The following is a 26,338-nucleotide window of genomic DNA, read 5'->3' as shown; positions in this document are numbered from 1 at the left end:
TTGAGCGAATGGAGCCGTCCCATGCCCCACCGGGAAACCGCCGCTGTCCGCACCCCCCGCCAGGCCCTGGCCGCCTACCACCGCGCCATGCTCGACAAGTCCGCCGACGATCTCGCCGACCTGTACGCACCCGACGCGCTGCACGAGTTCCCCTTCACGGCCCCCGGCTTTCCGCCGCGCTACGAGGGCCGCGAGGCCGTACGCACGGGCTACGGCGCGGTCTGGGGCGCGAGCCCTGTACGGATCGACGAGGTCAGAACGGTGTCCTCGTACGAGACGGCCGACCCGGAGGTGATCGTCGCCGAGCACGTGGTCGTCGGCAGGCTCCCCGGCTGCGGCACCTTCACCGTGCCGGGCCTGCTCGTGGTCCGGGTCCGCGACGGCCTGATCACCCACGTCCGCGACTACATGGACACAGCCGCCCTCACCGCCGCCAGAGGCTGAGGCCCAGCCGGCGTCACCCCTCGCCCCGCAGCCCGAGCAGGTACACCGCTGTCACCGCCACCCCCCGGTCCCCGTCCCGCGCGAGTTCCGCGAGAGCGCGCGACGCCTTCGGGCCCGGGATGTCCGCGAGCGCCTGGGTGACGCGGCGGCGGGCGGCGGCGTCGAGGGTGCCGTCGGCGAGGCGGTCGACGAGTCCGGCGGCGATGCGCTCGGCCGTCCCCGGTTCGGCGGCCAGCACACCCAGCGCGTCGGCCGCGTCCACGTCCCGGACCGCCTCGGCGACCATGTCGATCAGCGTCGGGACCGCCTCGGCCACCCCGCGCGCCCCCAGCGCCGGAGCCGCGTACCGGCGCACCGCGGCATCGGGGTGCCCGAGAGCCTCCCGCAGCAACGCGCTCGCCGCCTCGCCCGGAATCCCGGCGACCGCCCGCACCGCACGGGCGCGGACCTCCGCCACGGGCGAGTCCAGCCCCTCGGCCAGCAGCGCGAGCCCGTCGCCCGCCCGGGCCAGCGCCCACCGCAGAGCGCCGGCCACGCTCGGATCCCGCTCGCTCAGCACCGCCTCGACCAGGGCCTCCACCGGCACCGGCGCCTCACCGCCCGAGGACAGCGCCGCCCGCTGGCGGGTGCCGGGACTGCTGGACCCGAGGGCCTGGAGGAGGGCGACGGTACGCAGGACCTCCTCCCAGCCCTCCGGCTCCGCGGCCCCGATCCTGCTCAGCCGGGTCAGCAGCTCCGTCTCGCTCGCGATCCGCTCCCGGGTCCGCCGTACGAGGTCGTCGACGAGGTCCGCCGGGCTGAAGCCGGGATCGTCCAGGGCGCGCCCCACCTCGCGCAGCGACAGGCCGAGCGACCGCAGGCTCTCGATGTGGAAGATCCGCCGGACGTCCTCGCCGGAGTACTCGCGGTACCCGGCGTCGTTGCGTCCCGTGGGCCGCACCAGCCCCAGCGACTCGTAGTGCCTGAGCATGCGCGCGCTGACCCCGGACCGCCGCGCCACCTCACCGATCAACACCGTCTCTCACCCCTCCTGACCGTACGCCCCGAGCGCGACCCTCCGCTTCGCCTCCTCGATCGCGAGGTCGAACCCGGCGTCCGGGTCGCGCCGCAGCTCCTCGGTGGCGAGCGCGTGCTCCCGGACGCGGGGTTCGGGGTGCGCGGCGGCGGCGTAGAGCGCCGGTCCGGCCGGCGCGCCGAGGTCGATCAGCGCCCGGCTGAGGCTCAGCCGCGTCTCGCGCCCGCCGCGCCCGAGCTGTCCGGCGAGCACATCGGCCAGCCCGGGTTCCTCGCCCTCGGGGACGAGGACGACCGCGGCCCGCCAGGCCGTGCGCGCCACCTCGTCGTCCGGGTCGGTCAGCAGCACCCGGGTGATCGCCGGCCATGCCCGCCGGTCGCCGGTCTTGGACAGGGTGTGCAGGGCCTGGCTGCGTGCCCGCGTACGCTCCGAGCGGAGCTCGTCGACGAGCCTGGGCACGGTCAGCTCGCGCGGATGCCGGGTGATGGCCCACGTCAGCATCTCCCGTACGGAGAAGTCGGGCTCGGTCGCGCACAGTTCCACGAGCCGGCCGACGAGCCGCGCGTCCGGCGCCGAGCCGACCGCCATCGCGGTGCGCAGCCGCACCGACGCGTCATCGTGCTCCAGCCCGCGCAGGGCGCGCGTCATGGCCGTGTCCTCGTTCGGCATGGTCATCCGGACCACCTCCTCGCGGCCCAGTGAAGACCTTGCCACCGTGACAAGGTCAAGCCGCCGCACGATTCGGGGCCACCGACCCGCGATTGGCCTTGGTTCCCCGCCGCCCACCGCGCCTACGGTCGGGCGCATGAGGATTCGTACCGTCGACGCGTTCACCCACCGCCCCTTCACCGGCAACCCCGCGGGCGTCCTGCTGTTCGGCCCCGAGGGCTTCCCCGAGGAAGGCTTCCTTCAGGGGATCGCCGCCGAGCTGAACCTCTCCGAGACTGCGTTCGCCCACCCGCTGCCGCCCGGCGGCGACGCGGACTGGGCGCTGCGGTGGTTCACCCCGGTCGCCGAGGTGGACATGTGCGGCCACGCCACGCTGGCCACCGCCCATGTCCTGCACACCACCGGCGCGGCGACCGGCACCGTCCGCTTTGCCGCCCGCTGCGGCACGCTGACGTCGACCGCCCACGCGGACGGCTCGCTGACGCTGGACTTCCCGACCGCCCTGCTGACCCCCGAACCCGCTCCCGCCGGTCTCGCCGAGGCCCTGGGCGCGGATCCCGTTTCGGTGCACGACACCGGCCCGCACGTCGGGGACCTGCTCGTGGAGCTGACGGACGAGGCGGCCGTACGGGGCCTGGCCCCGGACTTCGCGGCGCTGGCCGGCCTCTCCCGGCGCGGCGTCATCGCCACTGCGGCGGCGGAACCCGGCCATGGGTACGACTACGTCTCGCGGGGCTTCTTCCCCGCCGTGGGCATCGACGAGGACCCGGTGACCGGCAGCGCCCACACCGCGCTGGCCCCCTTCTGGTCGGCCCGTCTCGGCCGCGACGAGCTGACCGGGCTCCAAACCTCGGCCCGTTCGGGCCTCGTACGGACCTCGCTGCGCGGCGCGCGCACCCTCCTGACGGGTCACGCGGTCACGGTCCTGGACGGCGAACTGCTCGTCACGCCTTAGGGCGCGGCCTCACGGCGTGGGCAGCCAGCCCACCTTTCCGGCGAGCAGCGCGTACCCGACGAACGCGCCGATGTCGAGCAGCGCGTGTGCCGCGACCAGCGGGCCCACGCGCTGCCAGCGCCGGTACAGCAGCACGAAGACGACGCCCATCACCATGTTGCCGATGAACCCGCCGATGCCCTGGTAGAGGTGGTACGAGCCGCGCAGCACCGAACTCGCCACCAGCGCCGCCGTCGGTGTCCACCCCAACTGCCCCAGCCGGCGCAGCAGGTACCCGACGACGATCACTTCCTCCAGTACGGAGTTCTGGAGGGCCGACAGGATGAGGACGGGGAACTTCCACCACACGTCGGGCAGTGATTCGGGGACGACGGTGAGGTTGAACCCGGCGGCCCTGGCCACCAGATAGAACGCCAGTCCGGCGCTGCCGATGCACGCCGCGACCGCCGCGCCGCGCGCGGTGTCCTGCCCCGGCCGGGTGCGGTCGAAGCCGAGGACCCGCAGCCCCGTCCCTTCCCTGAGGAGCAGGTGCGCCACCAGGGCGACGGGCACCAGCGCGCTCGCGATTCCGAAGAGCTGCCAGGCCAGATCAAGCCAGGGGCGACCCGGGGCGGCCGAGCTGTTGAGGGTCGCCGCCTGATCCTTCAAACCCCCTGGCTTCGTCAGCGATCCGACAAAACTGATGAGGGCAGACACGCCGCTCGCCCCCAGCGAGAGCGCCAGCACCAGCACCGTCTCGGACCGGAGAATCCGTCGTGACACGGCCTCCTGGGGAAAGGAATCAGCCACGTACCCCGCCTCCACCTGTACACCTGCTCTCAGTTGTGCATTCGCATCCCAAGTCCCCCGCCGCCCCGCTAGGGTCTCGAATGCAGGTACGAAGATCATGCGCGACAGGCCGGGGGACGAGCACCATTGCCGATGGTGTGGTCCCCCTTTTCCTTGTACATCTCCAAGGAGGGGCACCACCGACATGGGACGTCACAGCTTGCCCGATGACCGCACGGCGGCCGGAGGCGGGGACCGTCCACCGCGCCGCCGCCGTACCGTGGTCATCGCCACCCTGCTCGTTCTCACGGTGGCGGGGGGAACGGCCATCGCGGCCCAGGGCGGCTTGCTCCCGTTCTCGAAGTCGTGCGAGGAGAGCGCGGTCCACCTGACCATGATGGCCTCGCCGGACATCGCCCCCGCCGTACGTGCCGTCGCCGACCGGGCACGTGAGGACGAGGTGCGCTCCGACGGCCGCTGCTTCGACGTGAACGTCGTGGCCCGCGACTCGTACAAGGTCGCGGACGCGCTCGCGAACGGCACCACCACGCCGGACTACCAGATATGGCTCCCCGACTCCGATCTGTGGATCGGCCGCGCCAAGGGCGAGGGGGACGGCGTCCCGATCACCTCGGGCGAGTCCATAGCCACCTCGCCGGTCGCACTCGCCGCGGTGCCCTCCGCCGCCAAGAGCCTCGGCTGGCCGAAGAAGACGTACTCGTGGGCCGGGTTGACGGGAGCGGCCATGGAGTCCGACCAGGTACGTCTCGGGGCCGCCGACCCCGGACGCTCGGCCACCGGCCTGCTGGCCCTCACCAGCATCGGCGCCTCCTCGGCGAAGCAGGGCGGCGACAGCGACACCCGGGTCGCGGCCACCGCGAAGCTGCTCGCCCAACGGATGTCGGACGGCGACACCCAGGTCGTGGCGACCCTGCCGCAGGACGGCTCGGACGCCGAGCAGGGCAACCCGGCGCGCAACCACGCGGTGCTGCTCTCCGAACAGGCCGCCTTCGCCCACAACGCCGAGTCGACGGGCGACGGGAAGCTCGACCTGTTCTATCCCGAGGACGGCACGCCCCTGCTCGACTATCCGTTCACGCTGGTCGACAACCAGCACCGGAGCACCGAGGAGGGCCGGGCCGCGCTGCGGTTCATGACCTTTCTCTTCGAGGACGACTCCCTGAACACCCTCAAGGAGCACGGCTTCCGGACCACGGACGGCGCGGCCGACGAGAAGCTGGTCGCCGCGGCCGGTGGCAGATCCCCGCAGCCGTACGACGCGCCCCAGCCGGCCGCTCCGTCGGACGGGACGCTCCAGGAAACGCTCGGCATGTGGACGATCACGGTCCAGAGCGCGCGGCTGACCACCGTCGTCGACGCGTCCGGCTCGATGGCCGCGATCGTGCCGGGCCGCGACCGGTCCCGGATGGACGTCACCAAGGCGTCGCTGATCCAGGCACTCAACCAGTTCACTCCGAACGACGAGATCGGACTCTGGGAGTTCGCGACCGGGCTCGACGGCGAGAAGGACTACCGCCGGCTCGTGACGACCGCCCGGCTCGGTGACGACACGAAGGGCGGCGGCACCCACCGGGAGAAGCTCGCCGCCGCGTTCGCCGCACTGCAACCGGTGCCGGACGGCGCCACCGGTCTGTACGACACCGCGCTGGCCGCGTACAAGGAAGCGCAGCGCACGTATGTGAAAGGCAAGTTCAACGCGGTCGTGATCCTCACCGACGGCTCGAACCAGGACGACCGGTCCATCTCGCGCTCCGACCTCGTCGCCCGGCTGAAGTCGCTCGCCGACCCGACGCGCCCCGTCCCGCTGCTGGCCATCGCGGTCGGGCCCGAGGCGGACAGCGAGGAACTGGACGAGATCGCCGAGGTCACCGGGGGCGGCGGCTACCAGGTGAACGACCCCGCCGAGATCCAGGCGGTGATCCTCCAGGCCGTGATGACCGCCGGCCAGGGCGTCCGCGCGGCCCAGCAGTAACACGATGCGGTACGGGTACGGGGGCGTCCCCGTACCCGTACCCGTGCCGCGGGCTCACGCGCGTGGCGCCGCCGGCCCGGTCACGGCTCCGGGATGCCGGCGGGCCAGCTGTGCACCGGGTCGCCGCCCTGCATCAGCTCGCCGTAGCGCCGGGTCATCGCGGCGAGGGCGGCGCCCCGGTCCAGACCCGCCTCGCGCGCCCGGTGGTAGGCGTCCGCCTGCCAGGAGGCCCCGTTCGTCCGCCGTTTGCACCGCTCCTCGATGATGCCGAGGTAGTGGTCCCGGTCCGCGGGCTCGATGTTCCAGCTGTCGAGCCCGGCGGCGGCCAGCGGCAGCAACTCGTCGCGCACCAGCTTCGTCACCGGCACCCGGGTCAGCCCGCCCGAGCGGCCGGGCCGCGGCCACAGCAGCTCGGCGTCGATGCCGTGGCGGCACGCGGTCTCGAAGTTCTCCGCGGCGGCGGAGAACGGCATCCGGGTCCACACCGGACGCGACTCCTCCGCCATGGCGCGGACGAGGCCGTAGTACAGCGCGGTGTTGGCGATGACGTCGGCGACGGTCGGGCCGGCGGGCAGCACCCGGTTCTCCACACGGAGGTGCGGGACGCCGTCGGCGATCCCGTACACCGGGCGGTTCCAGCGGTAGACCGTGCCGTTGTGCAGCACCAGCTCCTTCAGCTGGGGGACCCCGCCGTCGGCGAGGACGCGCAGCGGCTCCTCCTCGTCGCAGATGGGCAGGAGCGGCGGGAAGTAGCGGAGGTTCTCCTCGAAGAGCTCCTCGACCGAGCCGATCCATTTCTCCCCGAACCAGGTCCTCGGCCGCACGCCCTGGTTGCGCAGCTCGGGCGGCCGGGTGTCCGTGGCCTGCTCGAACAGCGGCGGCCGCGACTCGCGCCACACCTCCCGGCCGAACAGGAACGGCGAGTTGGCCCCCAGCGCCACCTGGACGGCGGCCACGGCCTGCGCCGCGTTCCACACTTCGGCGAAGCGTTCCGGCGTCACCTGCAGGTGCAGTTGCAGCGAGGTGCAGGCCGCCTCCGGGGTGATCGATCCGGCGGTGGCGACCAGACGCTCGACGCCTTCGATATCGAGGGAGAAATCCTCGCCGCGGGCCGCCACCATTTGATCGTTCAGGAGGGCGTAGCGGTCGACGTCGGAGAGATTGGACCGGACCATGTCGTCACGGCCGAGCGTCGGAAGGATTCCGATCATCATGATCCCGGCATCGACTTCACCGGCCTTCCGGTCGGCATATCCGAGTCCGGTCCTCAGCTCTTCGGCCAGTTGATCCAGAACGCGCCCCGACAGGTGGTGGGGCACTATGTTCACTTCCAGATTGAACATCCCCAGTTCCGTCTGGAAATCGTGACTCGCGATGCGCTCCAGTACCTCCCCATTCAACATCTTCGGCATGGCGTCGGCGCCCGTGAGATTCAGTTCGATCTCCATGCCCATCAGGTTGCGCGGCCGGTCGAACCGTCGCTCCGACAGCAGCCCGGAAAGTGCCTCCAGGCACTGGTGCAGCTTCTTCCGGTACTTCTGGCGGTCGGACAGGTCAAAGGCGCCCGCGACGACCTTCTCCCCCATCGAATGTCCCTCCTCGAGTGGCCAGCACGCGGCCCGGGCCGCTCGCATCACGATCGATAATGCCCGCAGGACGTGATCCGTAACGCCCCGCGGAGGGCGCACACCCGCTAATCTGAGCGCCGGGGCCCCGGGCACATTCACTCGGCATGAGGCAGCGGCCGGTTTCCCCGTACGGCGGCCGGTAAAGCCCCGATGGGTTTCGGCCGACCGCAGTGCGGGAAAAACCCGAGGCGGCGGCTGCGCCGCTCGCGCCGAATCAGCATGATCTCCGCATAATAAAGTCCGGATACCGCCTTGCCGGCGATAGCCGCGGCAGCTAGTGGAAACACCGCGTGAACACGTGTCGTATAAACTCCGCGGACGAGGCAGAGAGTTGACGCACCGGCTCAGTCACCGGCCTCCTCTGGCCCCGCACGCCGACAGCGCCGTCTGCACCCGCCCGCGCACCACCGTGTCTCCGAAGTGAGAGGCGACCCAAATATGCCGCTGCATGTTCCCCCGGCCCCCGCGCCCGCGCTGCGCAGCGTTCTCGCGGCGCTCGGTTCACCGACCGCGGTCCGTGAGGCCCGTACGCCCGCCCTGCGGTCCGCTCACGGACCGCTGAGCCCCGAACACCCGCTGCCCGTCCATGTGCTGGACCTCGCCCCGGGCGGAATCGCCCCCGCCACCCGGCTTGCCGCCTGGCGCTTCCAGATCCGCAGCACGGAGCGGGCGGTCGCGGCGGCGGACACCATGCTGACCGCGGACGGCTGGGCCTTCTCGCACTTCTTCGAGGGCCCGTACATCGCCTCGACGGAGCTGGCCCTGCGCCAGGCGGAGGGGGTCGGCGGCCATTACCAGCCGAGGCTGCTGTCCATCCCCGACCTCTACATGCTGGCCCTGTGGCTGCACGGCGACCCGGAGGCCGACGCGTCCTGCGGTTCCCCCGCTCCGGCCGACCTGCTGGTGCCGCTGGCCCCCGCGCCGCCCGGCTTCGCGTCCCACCGCCCGCACCGGGCGGCCGACCTGCTGCCGGTGATCACCACCCGCATCATGCCCGGCCCGGGCCCGCTGCTGGGCTCCCCCGCCCCCGCCTGAAGAGGCCGGCCGTCCGTGCAGCGCGCTGTGCCCCGTCGCCCTCGCCCGGCGACGGGGCACAGCGCGCTCACCGGCATGGGGCGATCGGCCCATCCGGACTAGTCCCATCCGGCCACCCCGAACCACCCGAAGTGACAGTGCAGTTGAGTCGAGCCCTCCGCCCGGGTGACACGTCGGCGGAGGAGCGGAAGCACTGCGGCGAAATCCCTGCGGATCGAGGCCCGTAGGGCAACACTGGGATCCGACCGACTGATACGGGGGCGGTCATGAACACCGCGCCACACCGCACGCCACTCAACTCGACGCAGCGAAAGAACCCAGCCATGTGCCAGCACCAGCCACCCTGCCCGACAGCCGACTCCGCCGACCGGGAGGCCGCCCGCCAGGTGGCACACCACCCGGAGCAGGGCTGGAGCCTGCTGTGCAACGGCGTCCTGCTCTTCGAGGACACCGGTGAGCTGCTCCCGGACGGGAAGATCATCGCCCCGCACAGGCCCCTGGCGGCGAGCCGGGTGATGAAGGCCGCCTGAGCGGCCGTACGGAAAGGCCCGTACGGAAAGGCCCGTACGGAAAAGAAAGGGGCCGGCCCGGAGAAGTCTCCGCACCGGCCCCGACGCGTATCCGCGTCACACCGCTTCGATCACGCGCACCGGATCAGTTGTCGTACTCGTCCAGGGGCGGGCACGAGCAGACCAGATTGCGGTCGCCGAACGCACCGTCGATCCGGCGCACCGGCGGCCAGTACTTGTCGGCGGCCGAGACGCCCGCCGGGAAGACCGCCACCTCGCGGCTGTAGCCGTGCTCCCACTCCCCGCCGAGCGCGGCGGCGGTGTGCGGGGCGTTGGCGAGCGGGTTGTCGTCCGCGCTCCACTCGCCCGACGCGACCTTCTCGATCTCGGCGCGGATGGCGATCATCGTGTCGCAGAAGCGGTCGAGTTCCGCGAGGTCCTCGCTCTCGGTCGGTTCGATCATCAGTGTCCCGGCGACCGGGAACGACATGGTCGGCGAGTGGAAGCCGTAGTCGATGAGCCGCTTGGCGACGTCGTCGATGCTCACGCCGGTCGCCTTGGAGATGGGCCGCAGGTCCACGATGCACTCGTGCGCCACCAGCCCGGCCGGGCCGTTGTACAGGATCGGGTAGTGCGGTTCCAGGCGCTTGGCGATGTAGTTGGCCGCGAGCACGGCGACCTGCGTCGCTCGCTTCAGGCCCTCGCCGCCCATCAGGCGTACGTACGCCCAGGAGATCGGGAGGATGCCGGCGGAGCCCCACGGGGCGGCCGAGATCGGTCCCACGCCGGTCTCGGGACCGGCGGCGGGCTGCAGCGGGTGGTTGGGCAGGTACGGCGCCAGGTGCGCGCGCACTCCGACCGGGCCGACGCCGGGGCCGCCGCCGCCGTGCGGGATGCAGAAGGTCTTGTGCAGGTTCAGGTGCGAGACGTCGCCGCCGAACCGGCCGGGCTTTGCGAGGCCCACCAGCGCGTTGAGGTTGGCACCGTCGACGTAGACCTGGCCGCCGGCGTCGTGCACCTCGGCGCAGATGTCGGCGACGTGCTCCTCGAAGACGCCGTGCGTCGACGGGTAGGTGATCATGAGCACCGCCAGCTCGTCGCGGTGCTGCGCGATCTTGGCGCGCAGGTCCTCGATGTCGACCTCGCCGTCGTCGGCGGTCTTGACGACGACCACCTTCATGCCGGCCATCACGGCGCTCGCCGCGTTGGTGCCGTGCGCGGAGGACGGGATCAGGCAGACGGTGCGGTTCTCGTCGCCGTTGGCGCGGTGGTACGCGCGGACGGCCAGCAGCCCCGCGAACTCGCCCTGCGAACCGGCGTTCGGCTGGAGGGAGACCGCGTCATAGCCGGTGACCTCCGCCAGCCGCTCCTCCAGCTCTCGGATGAGCGTCAGGAAGCCCTGGGCCTGCTCGGCCGGGGCGAACGGGTGCAGCGCGCCGAACTCGGGCCAGGTGATCGACTCCATCTCGGCGGTCGCGTTCAGCTTCATGGTGCAGGAGCCGAGCGGGATCATGCCGCGGTCCAGCGCGTAGTCACGGTCGGCGAGCTTGCGCAGGTAACGCAGCATCGCGGTCTCGGACCGGTGCTGGTGGAAGACCGGGTGGGTCAGGATCGCGTCGTCGCGCAGCAGTGCCTCGGGCAGCGCGTCCTCGGCGGTCGCGTCCAGCGCCTCGACGTCCCCGTCGGCGCCGAAGGCCGCCCAGACGGCGGCGACCTGCGTCCGGGTCGTGGTCTCGTCGCAGGCGAGGGAGACGGTGTCGGCGTCGACCAGACGCAGGTTCACGCCGCGCTCGCGGGCGTCGGCGACGACCTCGCCGGCCTTGCCGGGGACGCGGACGGTCAGCGTGTCGAAGTAGGACCCGGTCACCACGTCCACGCCGGCGGCGCGCAGGCCCTCGGCCAGGATCGCGGCGTAGCGGTGGGTGCGCCGGGCGATCGTGCGCAGGCCCTCGGGGCCGTGGTAGACGGCGTACATGCCGGCCATGACGGCGAGCAGCACCTGCGCGGTGCAGATGTTGCTGGTGGCCTTCTCGCGGCGGATGTGCTGCTCGCGGGTCTGGAGGGCCAGCCGGTACGCCTTGTTGCCGTCCGCGTCCACGGAAACTCCGACGAGGCGGCCGGGCAGGCTGCGCGCGAACTTGTCGCGGACGGCCATGTAGCCGGCGTGCGGACCGCCGAAGCCCATCGGCACGCCGAAGCGCTGCGTGGTGCCGATGGCGATGTCGGCGCCCAGGTCGCCGGGCGAGGTGAGCAGGGTGAGGGCCAGCAGGTCGGCGGCGACGGTGACGATCGCGCCCAGCTCGTGCGCCTGGTCGATCACGGGCTTGATGTCCCGGACGGCACCGGAGGCGCCGGGGTACTGGAGCAGTACGCCGAAGACCCCGCGCTCGGCGACCTCGGCGGGGATGCCGTCGGTGAGGTCGGCGACGACGACCTCGACGCCCGTCGGCTCGGCGCGGGTCTCGATGACGGCGACGGTCTGCGGCAGGGCGTCGGCGTCGACCAGGAAGACGCCGTTCTTGACCTTGCCGACGCGCCGGGCCAGCGCCATGGCCTCGGCGGCGGCGGTGCCCTCGTCGAGCAGCGAGGCGCCGGAGGTGGGCAGGCCGGTCAGCTCGGCGACCATCGTCTGGAAGTTCAGGAGGGCCTCGAGGCGGCCCTGGGAGATCTCGGGCTGGTACGGCGTGTAGGCCGTGTACCAGGCGGGATTCTCCATGACGTTGCGCAGGATCACCGGCGGGGTGAACGTGCCGTAGTAGCCGAGCCCGATCATCGGGGCGAGGACCTGGTTGCGGTCGGCGAGCCGGCGCAGCTCGGCCAGCACCTCGGCCTCGGTCCGGGCCCCCGGCAGGTTCAGCGCCTCGGCGCTCTTGATCACGTCGGGCACGGCGGCCGCGGTGAGCTCGTCCAGCGATCCGTAGCCGACCTGGGCGAGCATCTTCGCCTGCGCCCCGGCGTCCGGGCCGATGTGGCGCTGCTCGAAGGGGATGCCCTGTTCCAGCTGGGAGAGCGGGGTGCGACGGGGGGTCATGGTGGAGGCCTCCTGGTCTGTCACGACCTGCGAGGGGCACCGCGGCGCCGGGTGCCCGTACGGCCTCCCCCTCTGTCATCTCAACCTGAGAGCTTCACCGGCGCCACGCGGGCACCGGCTTTCACCGTCGGTGAGGGCGAGGTTCCGTCCGGCCCATCGGCCGCGCGCAACCCGCCCTGCTTTCCAGAGTGACCTCGTCCGTGCGGTACGGGGGCCTGAGAGATTCCGGGGAGGATTTGCTCCTTCGGCGTCGTCCGGATCGGCTCCGGGCGACTCTCCCGCACGGGGTCAGCAGCCATGGCCAGCCTACCAGCGGGGTACACGACGGGAATTCTCGAGTGGCCAAGACCACGGAACTGCACTTCTGTAGTCCCTGTGGACCAGCCGCGACCAGTGTGGGAGGGACCGTGCAGACCGACATCGACCCGCGCAGCCTGATCGGCCGCAAGGCCTTCGACCGCAAGGGCACCAAGATCGGAACCGTGGACGAGGTGTACCTCGACGACGCGACCGGGGTCCCCGAATGGGCTGCCGTGCGCACCGGCCTCTTCAGCCGTGACGCCTTCGTCCCGCTGGAGCCGAGCGAGTTCGTCGAGGACACGCTGCGCGTCCCCTTCGACCGGGCGCTGATCAAGGACGCGCCCGACTTCGGCGTGGGCCGCCACCTCTCGCCGGAGCAGGAGCTCCAGCTCTACCGGCACTACGGGCTGGACGCCGCCCCCGGCGAACCGGCCCCGGACCGCGACTTCGGCCGGCTGGCGGGCCAGGAGGAGTAGTCCGGCGCGTCCCGGACGAGCGGCAGGGGCTCGGCGGCCCGCAGCGCGGGGTCGTCGACGCGGAACGTACGCACCCGCCCGGGAGGCGACCCCGGTTCCTCGAATCGCACGGTCACCCGGCCGACCCCGCTGCCCTGCACCCAGCCGTGCCCATGGACCTCGTGGCACACGTCGTGCCCGGCCGGCCAGCGCCGCGCCGCGAGCTGCTCCGCGTTGCCCCGGCCCTGTTGCCCCGCCTCGCGCTCGGCGGCCCCCTCATGGCCGCCTGTGTCGTCCTGGGGCCGTGCTTCGGCGGCATCCTCCGGCGGGACCGCTGCCGCCCGCTCCCCGGCGGCCTGGGCGAACAGGTCCTCCTGGGTGAAGTCGGCGAGCCCGGTGACGCCGACGCCCAGCAGGCGTACTCCCCCGGTGGTGTCCACGGACTCCAGGAGCCGGGCGGCGGCTTCACGGACCACCGCCGGGTCGTCCGTGGGCCCGCGCAGCGTCTCGGAGCGGGTCAGCGTGGAGAAGTCGTACCGGCGCACCTTCAGCACCACCGTGCGCCCCGAGCGGCCGGCGCCCCTGAGCCGCTGGACGCACCGGTCGGCCAGGCGCTCCACCTCGGTGCGCACCCGGACCCGGTCATGCAGGTCCATGTCGAAGGTGTCCTCGACCGAGACGGATTTCGCGTCGCGCTCCGCGACCACGGGCCGGTCGTCGAGGCCGTTCGCCATCCGGTGCAGCGAGGCGCCGTGCGCCTTCCCCAGCAGCCGCACCAGCTCGGCCTCACCGGCCTCGGCGAGGTCGTCGACGGTCGTCATTCCGGCGCGGCGCAGATGATCCGCGGTGGCCGGGCCGACACCGGGCAGCGTGCGCACCGGCATGGGCGCCAGGTGCTCCCGCTCGGTTCCGGGGGCGATCAGGCGTATCCCGTCGGGCTTGGCCTCCTCGGAGGCGATCTTGGCGAGCATCTTGGAGCCGGCGAGCCCGACGGACCCGCTCAGTCCGGTGACCGCCTCGATCGCCTCGCGCAGCTGCCGGCCGATCTCCAGGGCCGAGGCGGTGTCATCGGCCGTGCCGCCCGCTTCGAGGTCCACGAACGCCTCGTCGAGACTGAGCGGTTCCACCAGCGGGGAGAGCCGCCCCAGCAGCTCCATGACCTGGTCGCTCACCGACCGGTACAGCGCGAAGCGCGGCACCAGATACGCGGCATTCGGCGCCAGCCGTCTGGCCTGCGCCATCGGCATGGCGGAGTGCACCCCGAACCGCCGTGCCTCGTACGAGGCGGTCGCGACCACCCCGCGCGGCCCGAGACCGCCCACAACGACCGGTTTGCCGCGCAGGCTGGGCTTCGCCGCCTGCTCCGCCGAGGCGTAGAAGGCGTCCATGTCCAGATGGAGGATGGTGGGCGCGGCTCTCACACCTGCCGATGCTGCCCTACGGCACTGACAATCGCCCCGCCGCACGGCCCTGCCGCCCGCGGTTCACGCCCCGGGGCGGGCTCCGGGCGGCTCAGACGGCCCGGTTGCGGCGCCGGGCGAGCTCGTCGGCGGGGTTGTGCCCCACGAGGGTCTCCCCCGTATCCACGCGCTCCCCGTGCAGCTGGGACAGCGCGGCGTCCACGTCCCGCCAGACCACGCCGACCGCGATACCGAAGACGCCCTGACCGCCCTGGAGCAGATCGACGACCTCGGCCGGCGAGGAGCACTCGTAGACCGTCGCGCCGTCGCTCATCAGCGTCATGCGTTCCAGGTCCTGGAAACCGCGGGCCCGCAGGTGCTGGACCGTCGTCCGGATGTTCTGGAGCGCCACGCCGGTGTCGAGGAACCGCTTAACGATCTTCAGCAGGACGACGTCCCGGAAGCTGTAGAGCCGCTGGGTACCCGACCCGTACGCCGGTCGCACGCTCGGCTCGACGAGACCGGTGCGGGCCCAGTAGTCGAGCTGCCGGTAAGTGATACCCGCCGCCGCGCACGCCGTGGGCCCGCGATAGCCGATGTCGTCGGCCGATGCCACGCCGCCCCCCACCACCGCAGCCGGCGCGGCCGACTGCCTCATGGTTCGGTCGGCCGTACTCCCCTGCTGCGAATACGGCGCACCCGCTGCCGTACCGTCGCCGCTGCTTCTCACGCCGACCTCCGTCCTTGACCTGCCCACTCGAAGGTAGGCAGTCACCAGGGGTGCGTCAACGATCGCCACACTCGGCACGCCGAGTGATAATCACCCTGAGGGTGGTTTCGCGTGACCGTTGACGGGGAAAGGCTCATCGTTTGTGCCGATGATGGCCCCGTCGACGTCACTGGCTGTTGTTCGTACCGAAGTCCTCCGGAGAGATCTGGTCGAGGAACTCGCGGAACTTCTCCACCTCGTCCTCCTGCTCGTCGGGGATGGCGATCCCCGCGTCGTCGAGCACCCCGTCACTGCCGTAGATCGGCGTGCCCGTGCGCAGGGCGAGCGCTATCGCGTCCGAAGGCCGCGCGCTCACCTCGACACCGCCGGCGAAGACCAGCTCCGCGTAGAAAACCCCTTCACGCAGGTCCGTGATACGGACCTCGGTCAGCTCCTGGCCGACGGCCTCGAGCACGTCCTTGAAGAGGTCATGGGTCAGCGGCCTGGCCGGAGCCATGCCCTGCTGGGCGAAGGCGATCGCGGTCGCCTCGCCAGGACCGATCCAAATCGGGAGGTACCGGTCGCCTCCCACTTCACGCAGAAGCACGATCGGTTGGTTGGAGGGCATTTCCACCCGGACACCCACAACGTCGAGCTCGTTCACACAGCAACCCTAGGACGTGCTCGGCAGGTTTGGGTAGTCGGGCTGGTCCGGCTTCAGTGCATCCGTACCCGCAGAGCTGTGTGCACGAGGGCGGAATGCAGCCGTACGGAGAGCTCGGCCAGCTCCCTCGCGGTCGCCTCGGCATGGGCTCTGGTCTGCGGATTCCGGTGCCGGCGAAGCGGCGCGACCACCTGCTCGATGAGTCCCGCCTCCCGGTCGGCGGCCGCCCGCATGGCCCTCAGGTGACGAGGTTCCAGACCGAATCGCCCCAGATCCGCCACAAGCCTGGCGACGGTCACCATCTCGGCGTCGTAGCCGCCGTCGGGCGCGGGTGCGACGAGGCCGTACGACTCCCAGTCGTCGAGGTCGCTCTCGGTGACCTCGGCGGCGACGAGGAGCTCGGCACGCCCGATGCGGGCGGCCGTGGCTCGGCCCGGCACACCGGGCCCCTCGCCCTCCGTCTCCCCGCCCTCACCGTCCTGGGAGGGCAGGGAGACCGGCTCGCCGCGGGCGAGGGCGTCCAGGTGCTCGCGGATGACCTTGAGCGGCAGGTAGTGGTCCCGCTGCATCCGCAGTACCTGGGCGAGCCGCTCGACATCCGCCGCGACGAACTTCCGGTAGCCGGACGGGGTCCGCTGCGGTTCGACGAGCCCCTCGGCCTCCAGGAAGCGGATCTTGGAGATGGTGACCTCGGGGAACTCCTCCCGCAGCTGCAGGAGGACCGTGCCGATGCTCATCGGCCGGTCGTCGGCGGCGGTGCCGTGGCCGGCACCGCCGCTCGGTGTTCTCAGCATGGACCTTCCTGGGGTTCCCCCCGGACGGTGTCCGGGGGCGGGTCAGATGCCCCGCTGGCTCGCGTAGAAGACCAGCCGGTACTTGCCGATCTGCACCTCGTCGCCGTTGGACAGAGCGACGGAGTCGATCCGCTCACGGTTGACGTAGGTGCCGTTGAGGCTGCCGACGTCCCCGACGGTGAAGCTGCCGTCGGCGTTGCGACGGAACTCGACGTGCCGGCGCGAGACCGTCACGTCGTCGAGGAAGATGTCGCTCTGCGGGTGACGGCCGGCCGTGGTCAGCTCACCGTCCAGCAGGAAGCGGCTGCCGGAGTTCGGCCCGCGCCGCACCACCAGGAGCGCCGAGCCGAGCGGCAGGGCATCGACCGCGGCCTGCGCCTCGGGTGACAGCGACGGCACGGCCGTCTGGCCGGTCGCCTCCGCCTCGTACGCCTCCAGGCCGGAGATCGAGATGGTCGACGTCGTCTCCGAGGCGCGCTCCGGGACCCCGCCCCGCAGCGGCGCGCCGCAGTTGGAGCAGAAACGGCTGGCCTCGGCGTTGCGGTGGCCGCACCTCGTACACACCGGCATGGACGAAGCCTCCTGGCTCGGGGCTCCGAAACCTATTGCGCCGGGACCGGCAGGGTCAACGGACGACGCGCCGGGACCACCCGGGTAGTCACCCCCCTGGCCTGCCACCTGGTCGCGGAAGAGCGGGCGCTCCGCGCCCTGCTCGTCGGGCTGACCATGGCGCGGCGCGCGATGACGTGCGGCTTCATCGCGGGCGCTCTTGCCGAACAACTTCCCAAACAACTTCACGGGCGATTCCCCTTGACCGAAACAGACCCGCCCGTGGGGCAGGACGAACCCTGAATGAACACACCTGCCGACCCGGACATCTTCACAACGTCCGTATCCACTCGACAGTTTCCACCACGCGCCACGATTACGATGCGGCGACCCCCCGCAACCGTCCGCTCGTGTTCCCCGACGCACGGGCGCCGGGGGATCACTGGCCCGACGACCGAGCGTAGTCAGGCCGCTCCGCCGGTCGCAAGGCGTCCACGACAATGTCGTCGGCGCGGGCCACATGCACCGTGGCCTGCTCCTTCTCCAGCGTCTGCACCACACCCCCGGGGATGTTCAGCGCCGGTTCCAGATCCTGCGGCTTGCCGATGACCTTGAAGACGTACGGCGCGGAGATCTTCTTGCCGTCGACCTTGACCGCTCCCCCGTCACCGGAGAAGTACGTATTGGCCACCACGCGTACACCGTTGACCTCGACGGCCTCGGCCCCTGCCGCCCTGAGCTCCTGGAGCGCGTCGAGCAGCATGTCGGGCCGCACGGCGCCTCCGGGGTCGTCGACCGTGAGCGTGATGCCCGGGCCGTGGGCCGCCACGGTGCCCGCGAGCACGCCGAGTTGACGCTCCTTCTCGACGGTCTGCTTCCGGGCCTCCTCGGCCTGGTCGGAGCTGTTCTCCAGCTCCGTGCGCTGGGCGTCGAGGCGCTGCTTCTCGTCCTCCAGCCGCTGGGTGCGGTCGTCCACCTCGTCGAGGATGCGCACCAGGTCCTCCTGGCGGGCACCGCGCAGGGCGCTGTTGTCGCTGTTGGACCGCACCTGGATGGCGAGCCCCAGTCCGAGGACGAACAGCAGCAGGGCGACGATGAGTTGGGCGCGGGTCACCCGGGGCGGCCAGATACCGGCCATCAGCCGCTGCCGCCCGGTGAGCTCCTCGGGAGCATCGGCCCGCGGGCGGTCCGGACGCTCGCCGCCGTCGTTGAACGTGTCGTTGCTCATCGGCATCAGGCCCGGAAGACGTGCCGGCGGATCGCGGCGGCGTTGGAGAAGATCCGGATGCCCAGCACGACCACCACACCCGTGGAGAGCTGGGCGCCCACGCCCAGCTTGTCGCCCAGGAAGACGATGAGCGCCGCCACGACCACGTTCGAGAGGAACGAGACCACGAAGACCTTGTCGACGAAGATCCCGTCGAGCATGGCCCGCAGCCCGCCGAAGACCGCGTCGAGCGCGGCGACGACGGCGATGGGCAGATAGGGCTCGACCATTGCCGGAACTTCGGGCCGGACCAACAGTCCGACCACGACTCCCACGACGAGGCCCAGTACGGCGATCACGATGTGCCCTTCCCTGTGTCTGCGGCCTTGTATGGCTCTGCTGTCCGTACGATCAGGCTCGGGGCGGCCGGGAGGTTCAGCTTCTCCTGGACCGAGATGGCCGTCCTGATGTCGAAGCTGTCCTTGAGCGTCTGAAGGTACTGGCCGTCGGCGCTGTCCTTGAAGGCCGCGGCCAGCTTCTTGCCGTCCCCCACCGCGAGCACCGTGTACGGGGGCACGAGCGGTCTGTTGTCGACCAGTATGGCGTCACCCGCGGCCCGGATCGCCGACAGGGCGGTCAGCCGCTGTCCGTTGATCGAGATGGCCTCGGCACCGGACTCCCACAGGCCGTTGACGACGCGCTGCATGTCCCGGTCCCGGACGCGTCCGGTGTCGGAGAAGCCGCTGGTCTCGCGAGGCCCGCCGCCGCCCTGGTCGGTGTCCTCGGCGTCGTCGACGACGACCTTGATCCCGGGGCCGTGCACGGGCGTCGCCCCGGAGAGCAGCGCCACCAGCTCGCCCTGGTCGCCCCCGTGTTCCTGGAGGGCCTTGCGCTGGCGCCTGCTCACGTCGTCGCGGACCTCCTCCACCTGGGTCTCCAGGGTGTCGGCCGCCGCCGTCTCCGCGTCGATGCGGTCGATGAGCTCCTGCCGCTCCTTGGCCAGCACCGGCGCGGTCACCCGCGCCTGGGCCGCACCGAGCGTGACGACCAGGGCGGCCAGGACCAGGCAGGCCGCGAAGCCGAGCTTGGCCTTGAGCGTACGGGGCATGCCGGCACGTCCGTCGGCCTCGCGCCGGGCCGCCGCTTCGGCGTACCCGTCGTCCAGGCTGTGCTCCATCACGTTGGTCAGCAGCAACATGGACGCGTCGGGGCGCTTGGGCGGCGGGGCCGTGCTCCGACCGGGGGGCTGCTGCGACATGCCGCACATCGTCGCATGTCGCGGCGGCTTACGCCGAATGGCCCCACCGATGCCGGCCGCCCGCGGGAAGGGGCGGCCGGTGCGCCGCCGGGGCGAGCTCTCACTCACCCGCCCCGGCGGCTCCGCGTCAGTCGCCCGCGCTGTCGACGACGGCCGCCCACTCGTCGAGCAGTGCCTCGGCGGAGGCGTCGTCGGGCCCTTCGGCCCACAGATGCGTGACGGCTTCCGCCGGGTCCGGCAGGACCATGACCCAGCGCCCGTCCGCCTCGACGACCCGTACTCCGTCCGTCGTGTCGACGTCCCGGTCCCCGGCCGCCTCCACGACCCGGCGCATCACGAGCCCCTTCACGGCCCAGGGCGTCGCGAGGTCACGGCGCAGGACATGGGCGCGCGGGATCCGGGCGTCGATCTGGCTCAGCGTGAGCTGGGTCCTGGCGACGAGCCCGATGAGCCGCACGAACGCGGCCGTTCCGTCGAAGACGCCGGCGAATTCGGGAACGATGAAGCCGCCGCGGCCGTCTCCACCGAAGATGGTGCCTTCCTCACGCCCCACCCGCGTCAGGTCGTCGGGCGACGTCGTCGTCCACTGGACCTGTGTGCCGTGGTACGCGGCGACCTGCTCGGCGACCCTGGTGGTGGTCACCGGCAGCGCCACCCGCCCGCTGCGCCGCTCGGCGGCGACGAGGTCGAGCATGACCAGCAGGGCCCGGTCGTCCTCCACGATCCGGCCCCGCTCGTCGACCAGCGAGAGCCGCTCGCCCACCGGGTCGAAGCGGACACCGAAGGCCGCCCGCGCCGAGGAGACGATCTCGCCGAGGCGCACGAGTCCGTTGCGCCGGGCCTCGGCCGTCTCGGTCGGACGGGATTCGTCGAGCCCGGGGTTGATGGTGAGCGCGTCCACGCCCAGCCGCCCCAGGAGGCTCGGCAGCACGAGCCCCGAGCTGCCGTTGGAGGCATCGACGACGACCTTGAGCTGGGCGTCGGCGATCCCCGTGGTGTCGACGTTGCGCAGGAGCGATCCGGTGTACGAGTCGAAGACGCTGGACGGGAAGTAGATGTCCCCGATCTCGCCCGGGAAGGCGCGCCTGTATTCCTGCCTGGCGTAGACACGGTCCAGCTTCCGCTGCCGGGCCTGGGAGAGGTCCGCCCCGCGTTCGTCGAAGAACATGATGTCGACGGAGTCGGGCACGCCCTGAGAGGTCCGGATCATGATCCCGCCGGCGCTCCCGCGCGCGGTCTGCTGTCGCGCGACGGGCAGCGGTACGTTCTCCAGGTCCCGTACGTCGATGGCACTGGCCTGGAGCGCGGAGATCACCGCGCGCTTGAGGGCCCGGGCGCCTCGGGAGTGGTCCCGGGCGGTGGTGACGGTGGACCCCTTCTTGAGCGTCGTCGCGTACGCGCCGGCCAGCCTCACGGCCAGCTCGGGGGTGATCTCGACGTTCAGGATCCCGGAGACACCGCGCGCTCCGAAGAGGTGGGCCTGGCCACGCGACTCCCAGATCACCGAGGTGTTGACGAAGGCGCCGGCCTCGATGGTCTTGAAGGGGTAGACGCGGACGTTCCCCTGGATGATCGATTCCTCGCCGACGAGGCACTCGTCGCCGATGACGGCGCCGTCCTCGATACGGGACGCGCGCATGATGTCGGTGTTCTTGCCGACCACGCATCCGCGCAGGTTGCTGTGGTCGCCGATGTACACGTTGTCGTGGACCACGGCCTTGTGCAGGAAGGCGCCGCTCTTGACGACGACGTTGGACCCGATGACCGTGTGCTCGCGGATCTCCACGCCGGCCTCGACCTTGGCGTAGTCCCCGATGTACAACGGCCCCCGCAGCACGGCGTCGGGGTGCACTTCGGCGCCCTCGGCCACCCAGACGCCCGGGGAGATCTCGAAACCGTCGATCTCCACGTCGACCTTGCGCTCCAGGACGTCGGCCTGGGCCTTGACGTAGCTCTCGTGCGTGCCGACGTCCTCCCAGTAGCCCTCGGCGACGTAGCCGTAGATGGGCTTGCCCTCCTTCATCAACTGCGGGAAGACGTCCCCGGACCAGTCGACGGAGGCATCGGCCTCGACGTAGTTGAAGACCTCGGGCTCCATGACGTAAATGCCCGTGTTCACGGTGTCCGAGAAGACCTGGCCCCAGGTGGGCTTCTCCAGGAACCGTTCGACCTGGCCCTCCTCGTCCACGATCGTGATCCCGAATTCGAGGGGATTGGGAACGCGGGTGAGGCAGACGGTGACCAGGCCGCCCTTCTCCTTGTGGAAGGCGATCAGATCCGTGAGGTCGAAGTCGGTGAGCGCGTCACCGGAAATGACGAGGAAGGTGTCGTCCTTCAGTGCTTCTTCGGCATTCTTGACGCTGCCAGCGGTGCCGAGTGGCTTCTCCTCGTTTGCATAGCTGAGCTCCATACCGAGCTCTTCGCCGTCCCCGAAGTAGTTCTTCACCAGTGAGGCGAGGAATTGGACGGTCACCACCGTCTCATTGAGCCCGTGCCGTTTCAGCAGTCGGAGCACATGCTCCATGATCGGCCGGTTGGCCACAGGCAGGAGCGGCTTGGGCATGCTCGAGGTCATAGGGCGAAGACGAGTGCCTTCGCCGCCAGCCATCACGACGGCCTTCATGTCGGAAACGTCCTCCTTGAGAGACGACGGTCGAGCCGACTTGACCCGTCAGGGCAGCTTCTGTGACATCAGCTGCGGGCCGGCAACGCTGCACGGCACCACATGAACGAGCTCAATCGGCTACTGCATCCGCCTTGACGAGGCGGCGGACCTGAACCACGTACAAGATTCCTGCCCACCAATAGAGGGTTGTACCCCACCCTGCGAACGCCCATCCGAAAACAGTGGCCACCTCTGCCAGCCAACCATGCCCGTCGCTGAGCAGCAACAAGGGGAATGCGTACATGAGGTTGAACGTGGCCGCCTTGCCGAGGAAGTTCACCTGGGGCGGCGGATAGCCGTGCCGGCGCAGGATTCCCACCATCACGAGGAGCATCAGCTCGCGGGCGAGGAGGGCGATGGTGAGCCAGAGAGGCAGGATCTCGCGCCAGGTGAGTCCAACGAGAGTGGAAAGGATGTAGAGCCGGTCGGCGGCCGGGTCGAGAAGCCGGCCGAGGCTGCTGATCTGGTTCCACCGGCGTGCGAGCTTGCCGTCGAGGTAGTCGCTGACGCCGCTGAACATCAGGACCAGCAACGCCCAGCTATCACTCTTGGGCCCGCCGAACTCGGGGCGGAGAATCAGCCACAGGAAGACAGGCACGCCGACGAGACGCGCCATGCTGAGGATGTTGGGGATGGTGAGTACCCGGTCCGTCTGAACGCGGGTCTCCTGGACCTCCACCGGGGGGCCTCCTGTGTCAAGAACGTGCCAATGATGCCCCCTGACCCTACCCTCAGCCCTCGCCGACGGTGCACAGGGGTCGGGGGGTACCCCGGGGAAACGCGAAAGAGCCCCGTGCCACAAGGGCACGGGGCTCTTCCTAAAAGGAGTTCGGCGGCGTCCTACTCTCCCACAGGGTCCCCCCTGCAGTACCATCGGCGCTGAAAGGCTTAGCTTCCGGGTTCGAAATGTAACCGGGCGTTTCCCTAACGCAATGACCACCGAAACACTTGAAATTTGAACACCGGGCAACAACACGGCTGTTCGTTATTTCAGAACTAACACAGTGGACGCGAGCAACTGAGGACAAGCCCTCGGCCTATTAGTACCAGTCAGCTCCACCCGTTACCGGGCTTCCACATCTGGCCTATCAACCCAGTCGTCTACTGGGAGCCTTAACCCTTCAAGAGGGTGGGAATACTCATCTCGAAGCAGGCTTCCCGCTTAGATGCTTTCAGCGGTTATCCTTTCCGAACGTAGCCAACCAGCCATGCCCTTGGCAGAACAACTGGCACACCAGAGGTTCGTCCGTCCCGGTCCTCTCGTACTAGGGACAGCCCTTCTCAATATTCCTACGCGCACAGCGGATAGGGACCGAACTGTCTCACGACGTTCTAAACCCAGCTCGCGTACCGCTTTAATGGGCGAACAGCCCAACCCTTGGGACCGACTCCAGCCCCAGGATGCGACGAGCCGACATCGAGGTGCCAAACCATCCCGTCGATATGGACTCTTGGGGAAGATCAGCCTGTTATCCCCGGGGTACCTTTTATCCGTTGAGCGACAGCGCTTCCACAAGCCACTGCCGGATCACTAGTCCCGACTTTCGTCCCTGCTCGACCCGTCGGTCTCACAGTCAAGCTCCCTTGTGCACTTACACTCAACACCTGATTGCCAACCAGGCTGAGGGAACCTTTGGGCGCCTCCGTTACTCTTTAGGAGGCAACCGCCCCAGTTAAACTACCCATCAGACACTGTCCCTGATCCGGATCACGGACCCAGGTTAGACATCCAGCACGACCAGAGTGGTATTTCAACGACGACTCCACAACCACTGGCGTGGCCGCTTCAAAGTCTCCCACCTATCCTACACAAGCCGAACCGAACACCAATATCAAACTATAGTAAAGGTCCCGGGGTCTTTCCGTCCTGCTGCGCGAAACGAGCATCTTTACTCGTAGTGCAATTTCACCGGGCCTATGGTTGAGACAGTCGAGAAGTCGTTACGCCATTCGTGCAGGTCGGAACTTACCCGACAAGGAATTTCGCTACCTTAGGATGGTTATAGTTACCACCGCCGTTTACTGGCGCTTAAGTTCTCAGCTTCGCCACCCCGAAGAGCAGCTAACCGGTCCCCTTAACGTTCCAGCACCGGGCAGGCGTCAGTCCGTATACATCGCCTTACGGCTTCGCACGGACCTGTGTTTTTAGTAAACAGTCGCTTCTCGCTGGTCTCTGCGGCCACCCCCAGCTCACCGAGTAAATCGGATCACCAGTGATGGCCCCCCTTCTCCCGAAGTTACGGGGGCATTTTGCCGAGTTCCTTAACCATAGTTCACCCGAACGCCTCGGTATTCTCTACCTGACCACCTGAGTCGGTTTAGGGTACGGGCCGCCATGAAACTCGCTAGAGGCTTTTCTCGACAGCATAGGATCATCCACTTCACCACAATCGGCTCGGCATCAGGTCTCAGACTTACATGCACGACGGATTTGCCTACCGTGCGTCCTACACCCTTACCCCGGGACAACCACCGCCCGGGCTGGACTACCTTCCTGCGTCACCCCATCGCTTACCTACTACAAGTCTGGTTCGTCGGCTCCACCACTACCCTCAACTCCGAAGAGATCGGGCCGGCTTCACGGACTTAGCATCGCCTGATTCAGTATTGGGCGTTTCAAAGCGGGTACCGGAATATCAACCGGTTGTCCATCGACTACGCCTGTCGGCCTCGCCTTAGGTCCCGACTTACCCTGGGCAGATCAGCTTGACCCAGGAACCCTTAGTCAATCGGCGCACACGTTTCTCACGTGTGTATCGCTACTCATGCCTGCATTCTCACTCGTGAACCGTCCACAACTCGCTTCCGCGGCTGCTTCACCCGGCACACGACGCTCCCCTACCCATCCCAGCCCCCGTTGGGGGTACATGCTGGAATGACACGACTTCGGCGGTACGCTTGAGCCCCGCTACATTGTCGGCGCGGAATCACTTGACCAGTGAGCTATTACGCACTCTTTCAAGGGTGGCTGCTTCTAAGCCAACCTCCTGGTTGTCTCTGCGACTCCACATCCTTTCCCACTTAGCGTACGCTTAGGGGCCTTAGTCGATGCTCTGGGCTGTTTCCCTCTCGACCATGGAGCTTATCCCCCACAGTCTCACTGCCGCGCTCTCACTTACCGGCATTCGGAGTTTGGCTAAGGTCAGTAACCCGGTAGGGCCCATCGCCTATCCAGTGCTCTACCTCCGGCAAGAAACACACGACGCTGCACCTAAATGCATTTCGGGGAGAACCAGCTATCACGGAGTTTGATTGGCCTTTCACCCCTAACCACAGGTCATCCCCCAGGTTTTCAACCCTGGTGGGTTCGGTCCTCCACGAAGTCTTACCTCCGCTTCAACCTGCCCATGGCTAGATCACTCCGCTTCGGGTCTTGAGCGCGCTACTGAATCGCCCTATTCGGACTCGCTTTCGCTACGGCTTCCCCACACGGGTTAACCTCGCAACACACCGCAAACTCGCAGGCTCATTCTTCAAAAGGCACGCAGTCACGACTGCATGTGCAAGCACACACAGCGACGCTCCCACGGCTTGTAGGCACACGGTTTCAGGTACTATTTCACTCCGCTCCCGCGGTACTTTTCACCATTCCCTCACGGTACTATCCGCTATCGGTCACCAGGGAATATTTAGGCTTAACGGGTGGTCCCGCCAGATTCACACGGGATTTCTCGGGCCCCGTGCTACTTGGGTGTCTCTCAAACAAGCCGCTGATGTTTCAGCTACGGGGGTCTTACCCTCTACGCCGGACCTTTCGCATGTCCTTCGCCTACATCAACGGTTTCTGACTCGTCTCACAGCCGGCAGACTGTGAAAGAGAGATCCCACAACCCCGCATGCGCAACCCCTGCCGGGTATCACACGCATACGGTTTGGCCTGATCCAGTTTCGCTCGCCACTACTCCCGGAATCACGGTTGTTTTCTCTTCCTGAGGGTACTGAGATGTTTCACTTCCCCTCGTTCCCTCCACACTGCCTATGTGTTCAGCAGCGGGTGACAGCCCATGACGACTGCCGGGTTTCCCCATTCGGAAACCCCCGGATCAAAGTCTGGTTGACGACTCCCCGGGGACTATCGTGGCCTCCCACGTCCTTCATCGGTTCCTGGTGCCAAGGCATCCACCGTGCGCCCTTAAAAACTTGGCCACAGATGCTCGCGTCCACTGTGCAGTTCTCAAACAACGACCAGCCACCCATCACCCCACCCTTACCAGGTGAGTGCACTGGGGCCGGCAACCGAAGGACAGACTCAAACGAGCCCGTACCTTCAGATACCCAACAGCGTGCCCG

General features: G+C 69.2%; 21 protein-coding genes, 2 rRNA genes and 1 riboswitch. Of the genes, 6 read left to right on the top strand and 17 right to left on the bottom strand.

Translation table 11 applies throughout. The features are described 5' to 3' along the window. The first annotated feature begins 21 nt into the window (after positions 1-21). Complete coding sequence (locus BLW14_RS27340; protein ID WP_093709799.1) at positions 22-444, top strand: nuclear transport factor 2 family protein; 423 nt, start codon at positions 22-24, stop codon at positions 442-444. A 13-nt stretch (positions 445-457) separates the two neighbouring features. Here BLW14_RS27340 and BLW14_RS27335 read toward each other — a convergent pair whose 3' ends face one another. Then, positions 458-1,459 (bottom strand): HEAT repeat domain-containing protein, encoded by a 1,002-nt coding sequence (locus BLW14_RS27335; protein WP_177154112.1) that lies wholly within the window; start codon positions 1,457-1,459, stop codon positions 458-460. Between the two features lie 6 nt (positions 1,460-1,465). After that, a complete protein-coding gene (locus BLW14_RS27330) occupies positions 1,466-2,134 on the bottom strand; it encodes a HEAT repeat domain-containing protein (protein ID WP_093709797.1) in 669 nt (222 codons plus the stop codon). 130 nt (positions 2,135-2,264) lie between these two features. Here BLW14_RS27330 and BLW14_RS27325 point away from each other — a divergent pair, with 130 nt between their 5' ends. Next, complete coding sequence (locus BLW14_RS27325; RefSeq protein ID WP_093709796.1) at positions 2,265-3,083, top strand: PhzF family phenazine biosynthesis protein; 819 nt, start codon at positions 2,265-2,267, stop codon at positions 3,081-3,083. Positions 3,084-3,092: 9 nt separating this feature from the next. Here BLW14_RS27325 and BLW14_RS27320 read toward each other — a convergent pair whose 3' ends face one another. Continuing rightward, entirely contained in the window at positions 3,093-3,872 is a 780-nt protein-coding gene (locus tag BLW14_RS27320) for a CPBP family intramembrane glutamic endopeptidase (protein ID WP_093710858.1), read from the bottom strand. 184 nt (positions 3,873-4,056) lie between these two features. Here BLW14_RS27320 and BLW14_RS27315 point away from each other — a divergent pair, with 184 nt between their 5' ends. Next, positions 4,057-5,844: a substrate-binding domain-containing protein gene (locus BLW14_RS27315; RefSeq protein WP_177154111.1), complete on the top strand. Its 1,788-nt coding sequence runs from the start codon at positions 4,057-4,059 to the stop codon at positions 5,842-5,844. A gap of 80 nt (positions 5,845-5,924) precedes the next feature. Here BLW14_RS27315 and BLW14_RS27310 read toward each other — a convergent pair whose 3' ends face one another. Beyond that, positions 5,925-7,430, bottom strand: a complete 1,506-nt coding sequence (locus tag BLW14_RS27310) for a glutamate-cysteine ligase family protein (protein WP_093709794.1) — start codon at positions 7,428-7,430, stop codon at positions 5,925-5,927. Between the two features lie 480 nt (positions 7,431-7,910). Between BLW14_RS27310 and BLW14_RS27305 the strand changes: the two genes are divergently transcribed. Both BLW14_RS27305 and BLW14_RS27300 read left to right on the top strand, forming a co-directional pair. Next, a complete protein-coding gene (locus tag BLW14_RS27305; protein WP_093709793.1) occupies positions 7,911-8,507 on the top strand; it encodes a hypothetical protein in 597 nt (198 codons plus the stop codon). Between the two features lie 323 nt (positions 8,508-8,830). Beyond that, complete coding sequence (locus BLW14_RS27300; RefSeq protein WP_093709792.1) at positions 8,831-9,037, top strand: DUF5999 family protein; 207 nt, start codon at positions 8,831-8,833, stop codon at positions 9,035-9,037. Between the two features lie 124 nt (positions 9,038-9,161). Here the strand turns inward: BLW14_RS27300 and gcvP are convergent, their stop codons facing one another. Next, entirely contained in the window at positions 9,162-12,047 is a 2,886-nt protein-coding gene (gcvP, locus tag BLW14_RS27295) for an aminomethyl-transferring glycine dehydrogenase (RefSeq protein ID WP_093709791.1), read from the bottom strand. Positions 12,048-12,240: 193 nt separating this feature from the next. Then, positions 12,241-12,338, bottom strand: a riboswitch (glycine riboswitch). A gap of 116 nt (positions 12,339-12,454) precedes the next feature. On the opposite strand from gcvP, the gene BLW14_RS27290 reads away from it, so the two are divergent. Next, a complete protein-coding gene (locus BLW14_RS27290; RefSeq protein ID WP_093709790.1) occupies positions 12,455-12,823 on the top strand; it encodes a PRC-barrel domain-containing protein in 369 nt (122 codons plus the stop codon). Here the strand turns inward: BLW14_RS27290 and BLW14_RS27285 are convergent. The 12 genes from BLW14_RS27285 to BLW14_RS27230 form a co-directional block, all read right to left on the bottom strand. Then, the gene (locus BLW14_RS27285; protein ID WP_093709789.1) at positions 12,748-14,223 is read right to left on the bottom strand and encodes a DNA polymerase IV; all 1,476 of its coding nucleotides are present in this window, start codon (positions 14,221-14,223) and stop codon (positions 12,748-12,750) included. The genes BLW14_RS27290 and BLW14_RS27285 overlap by 76 nt on opposite strands. 91 nt (positions 14,224-14,314) lie before the next feature. Then, positions 14,315-14,932 carry a MerR family transcriptional regulator gene (locus tag BLW14_RS27280; protein WP_093709788.1) on the bottom strand — a complete coding sequence of 206 codons (618 nt, stop codon included), beginning with the start codon at positions 14,930-14,932 and terminating at the stop codon, positions 14,315-14,317. Positions 14,933-15,098: 166 nt separating this feature from the next. Beyond that, the gene (locus BLW14_RS27275) at positions 15,099-15,575 is read right to left on the bottom strand and encodes a bifunctional nuclease family protein (RefSeq protein WP_026171779.1); all 477 of its coding nucleotides are present in this window, start codon (positions 15,573-15,575) and stop codon (positions 15,099-15,101) included. Positions 15,576-15,628: 53 nt separating this feature from the next. Next, positions 15,629-16,369, bottom strand: a complete 741-nt coding sequence (locus BLW14_RS27270) for a transcriptional regulator FtsR (RefSeq protein ID WP_093709787.1) — start codon at positions 16,367-16,369, stop codon at positions 15,629-15,631. Positions 16,370-16,411: 42 nt separating this feature from the next. Further along, a complete protein-coding gene (locus tag BLW14_RS27265) occupies positions 16,412-17,275 on the bottom strand; it encodes an FHA domain-containing protein (RefSeq protein ID WP_239077934.1) in 864 nt (287 codons plus the stop codon). Between the two features lie 82 nt (positions 17,276-17,357). Continuing rightward, complete coding sequence (locus BLW14_RS27260) at positions 17,358-18,146, bottom strand: DUF881 domain-containing protein (protein ID WP_093709785.1); 789 nt, start codon at positions 18,144-18,146, stop codon at positions 17,358-17,360. Between the two features lie 5 nt (positions 18,147-18,151). Next, the gene (locus BLW14_RS27255) at positions 18,152-18,484 is read right to left on the bottom strand and encodes a small basic family protein (RefSeq protein ID WP_018522495.1); all 333 of its coding nucleotides are present in this window, start codon (positions 18,482-18,484) and stop codon (positions 18,152-18,154) included. Next, entirely contained in the window at positions 18,481-19,383 is a 903-nt protein-coding gene (locus BLW14_RS27250; RefSeq protein WP_018522494.1) for a DUF881 domain-containing protein, read from the bottom strand. The genes BLW14_RS27255 and BLW14_RS27250 overlap by 4 nt, the downstream gene beginning before the upstream one ends. Positions 19,384-19,510: 127 nt before the next feature. Beyond that, positions 19,511-22,006, bottom strand: a complete 2,496-nt coding sequence (locus tag BLW14_RS27245) for a mannose-1-phosphate guanyltransferase (RefSeq protein WP_093709784.1) — start codon at positions 22,004-22,006, stop codon at positions 19,511-19,513. 112 nt (positions 22,007-22,118) lie between these two features. Beyond that, positions 22,119-22,727 (bottom strand): cardiolipin synthase ClsA, encoded by a 609-nt coding sequence (locus tag BLW14_RS27240; RefSeq protein ID WP_093709783.1) that lies wholly within the window; start codon positions 22,725-22,727, stop codon positions 22,119-22,121. 148 nt (positions 22,728-22,875) lie between these two features. Continuing rightward, positions 22,876-22,992 (bottom strand): 5S ribosomal RNA (rrf, locus tag BLW14_RS27235). 76 nt (positions 22,993-23,068) lie between these two features. Further along, positions 23,069-26,194: ribosomal RNA gene (locus BLW14_RS27230) — 23S ribosomal RNA — on the bottom strand. Positions 26,195-26,338: the final 144 nt, after the last annotated feature.

This window comes from Streptomyces sp. 2131.1, from assembly GCF_900105515.1.
Lineage (GTDB): Bacteria > Actinomycetota > Actinomycetes > Streptomycetales > Streptomycetaceae > Streptomyces > Streptomyces drozdowiczii.
This window is presented reverse-complemented; position numbering and strand designations above follow the sequence as displayed.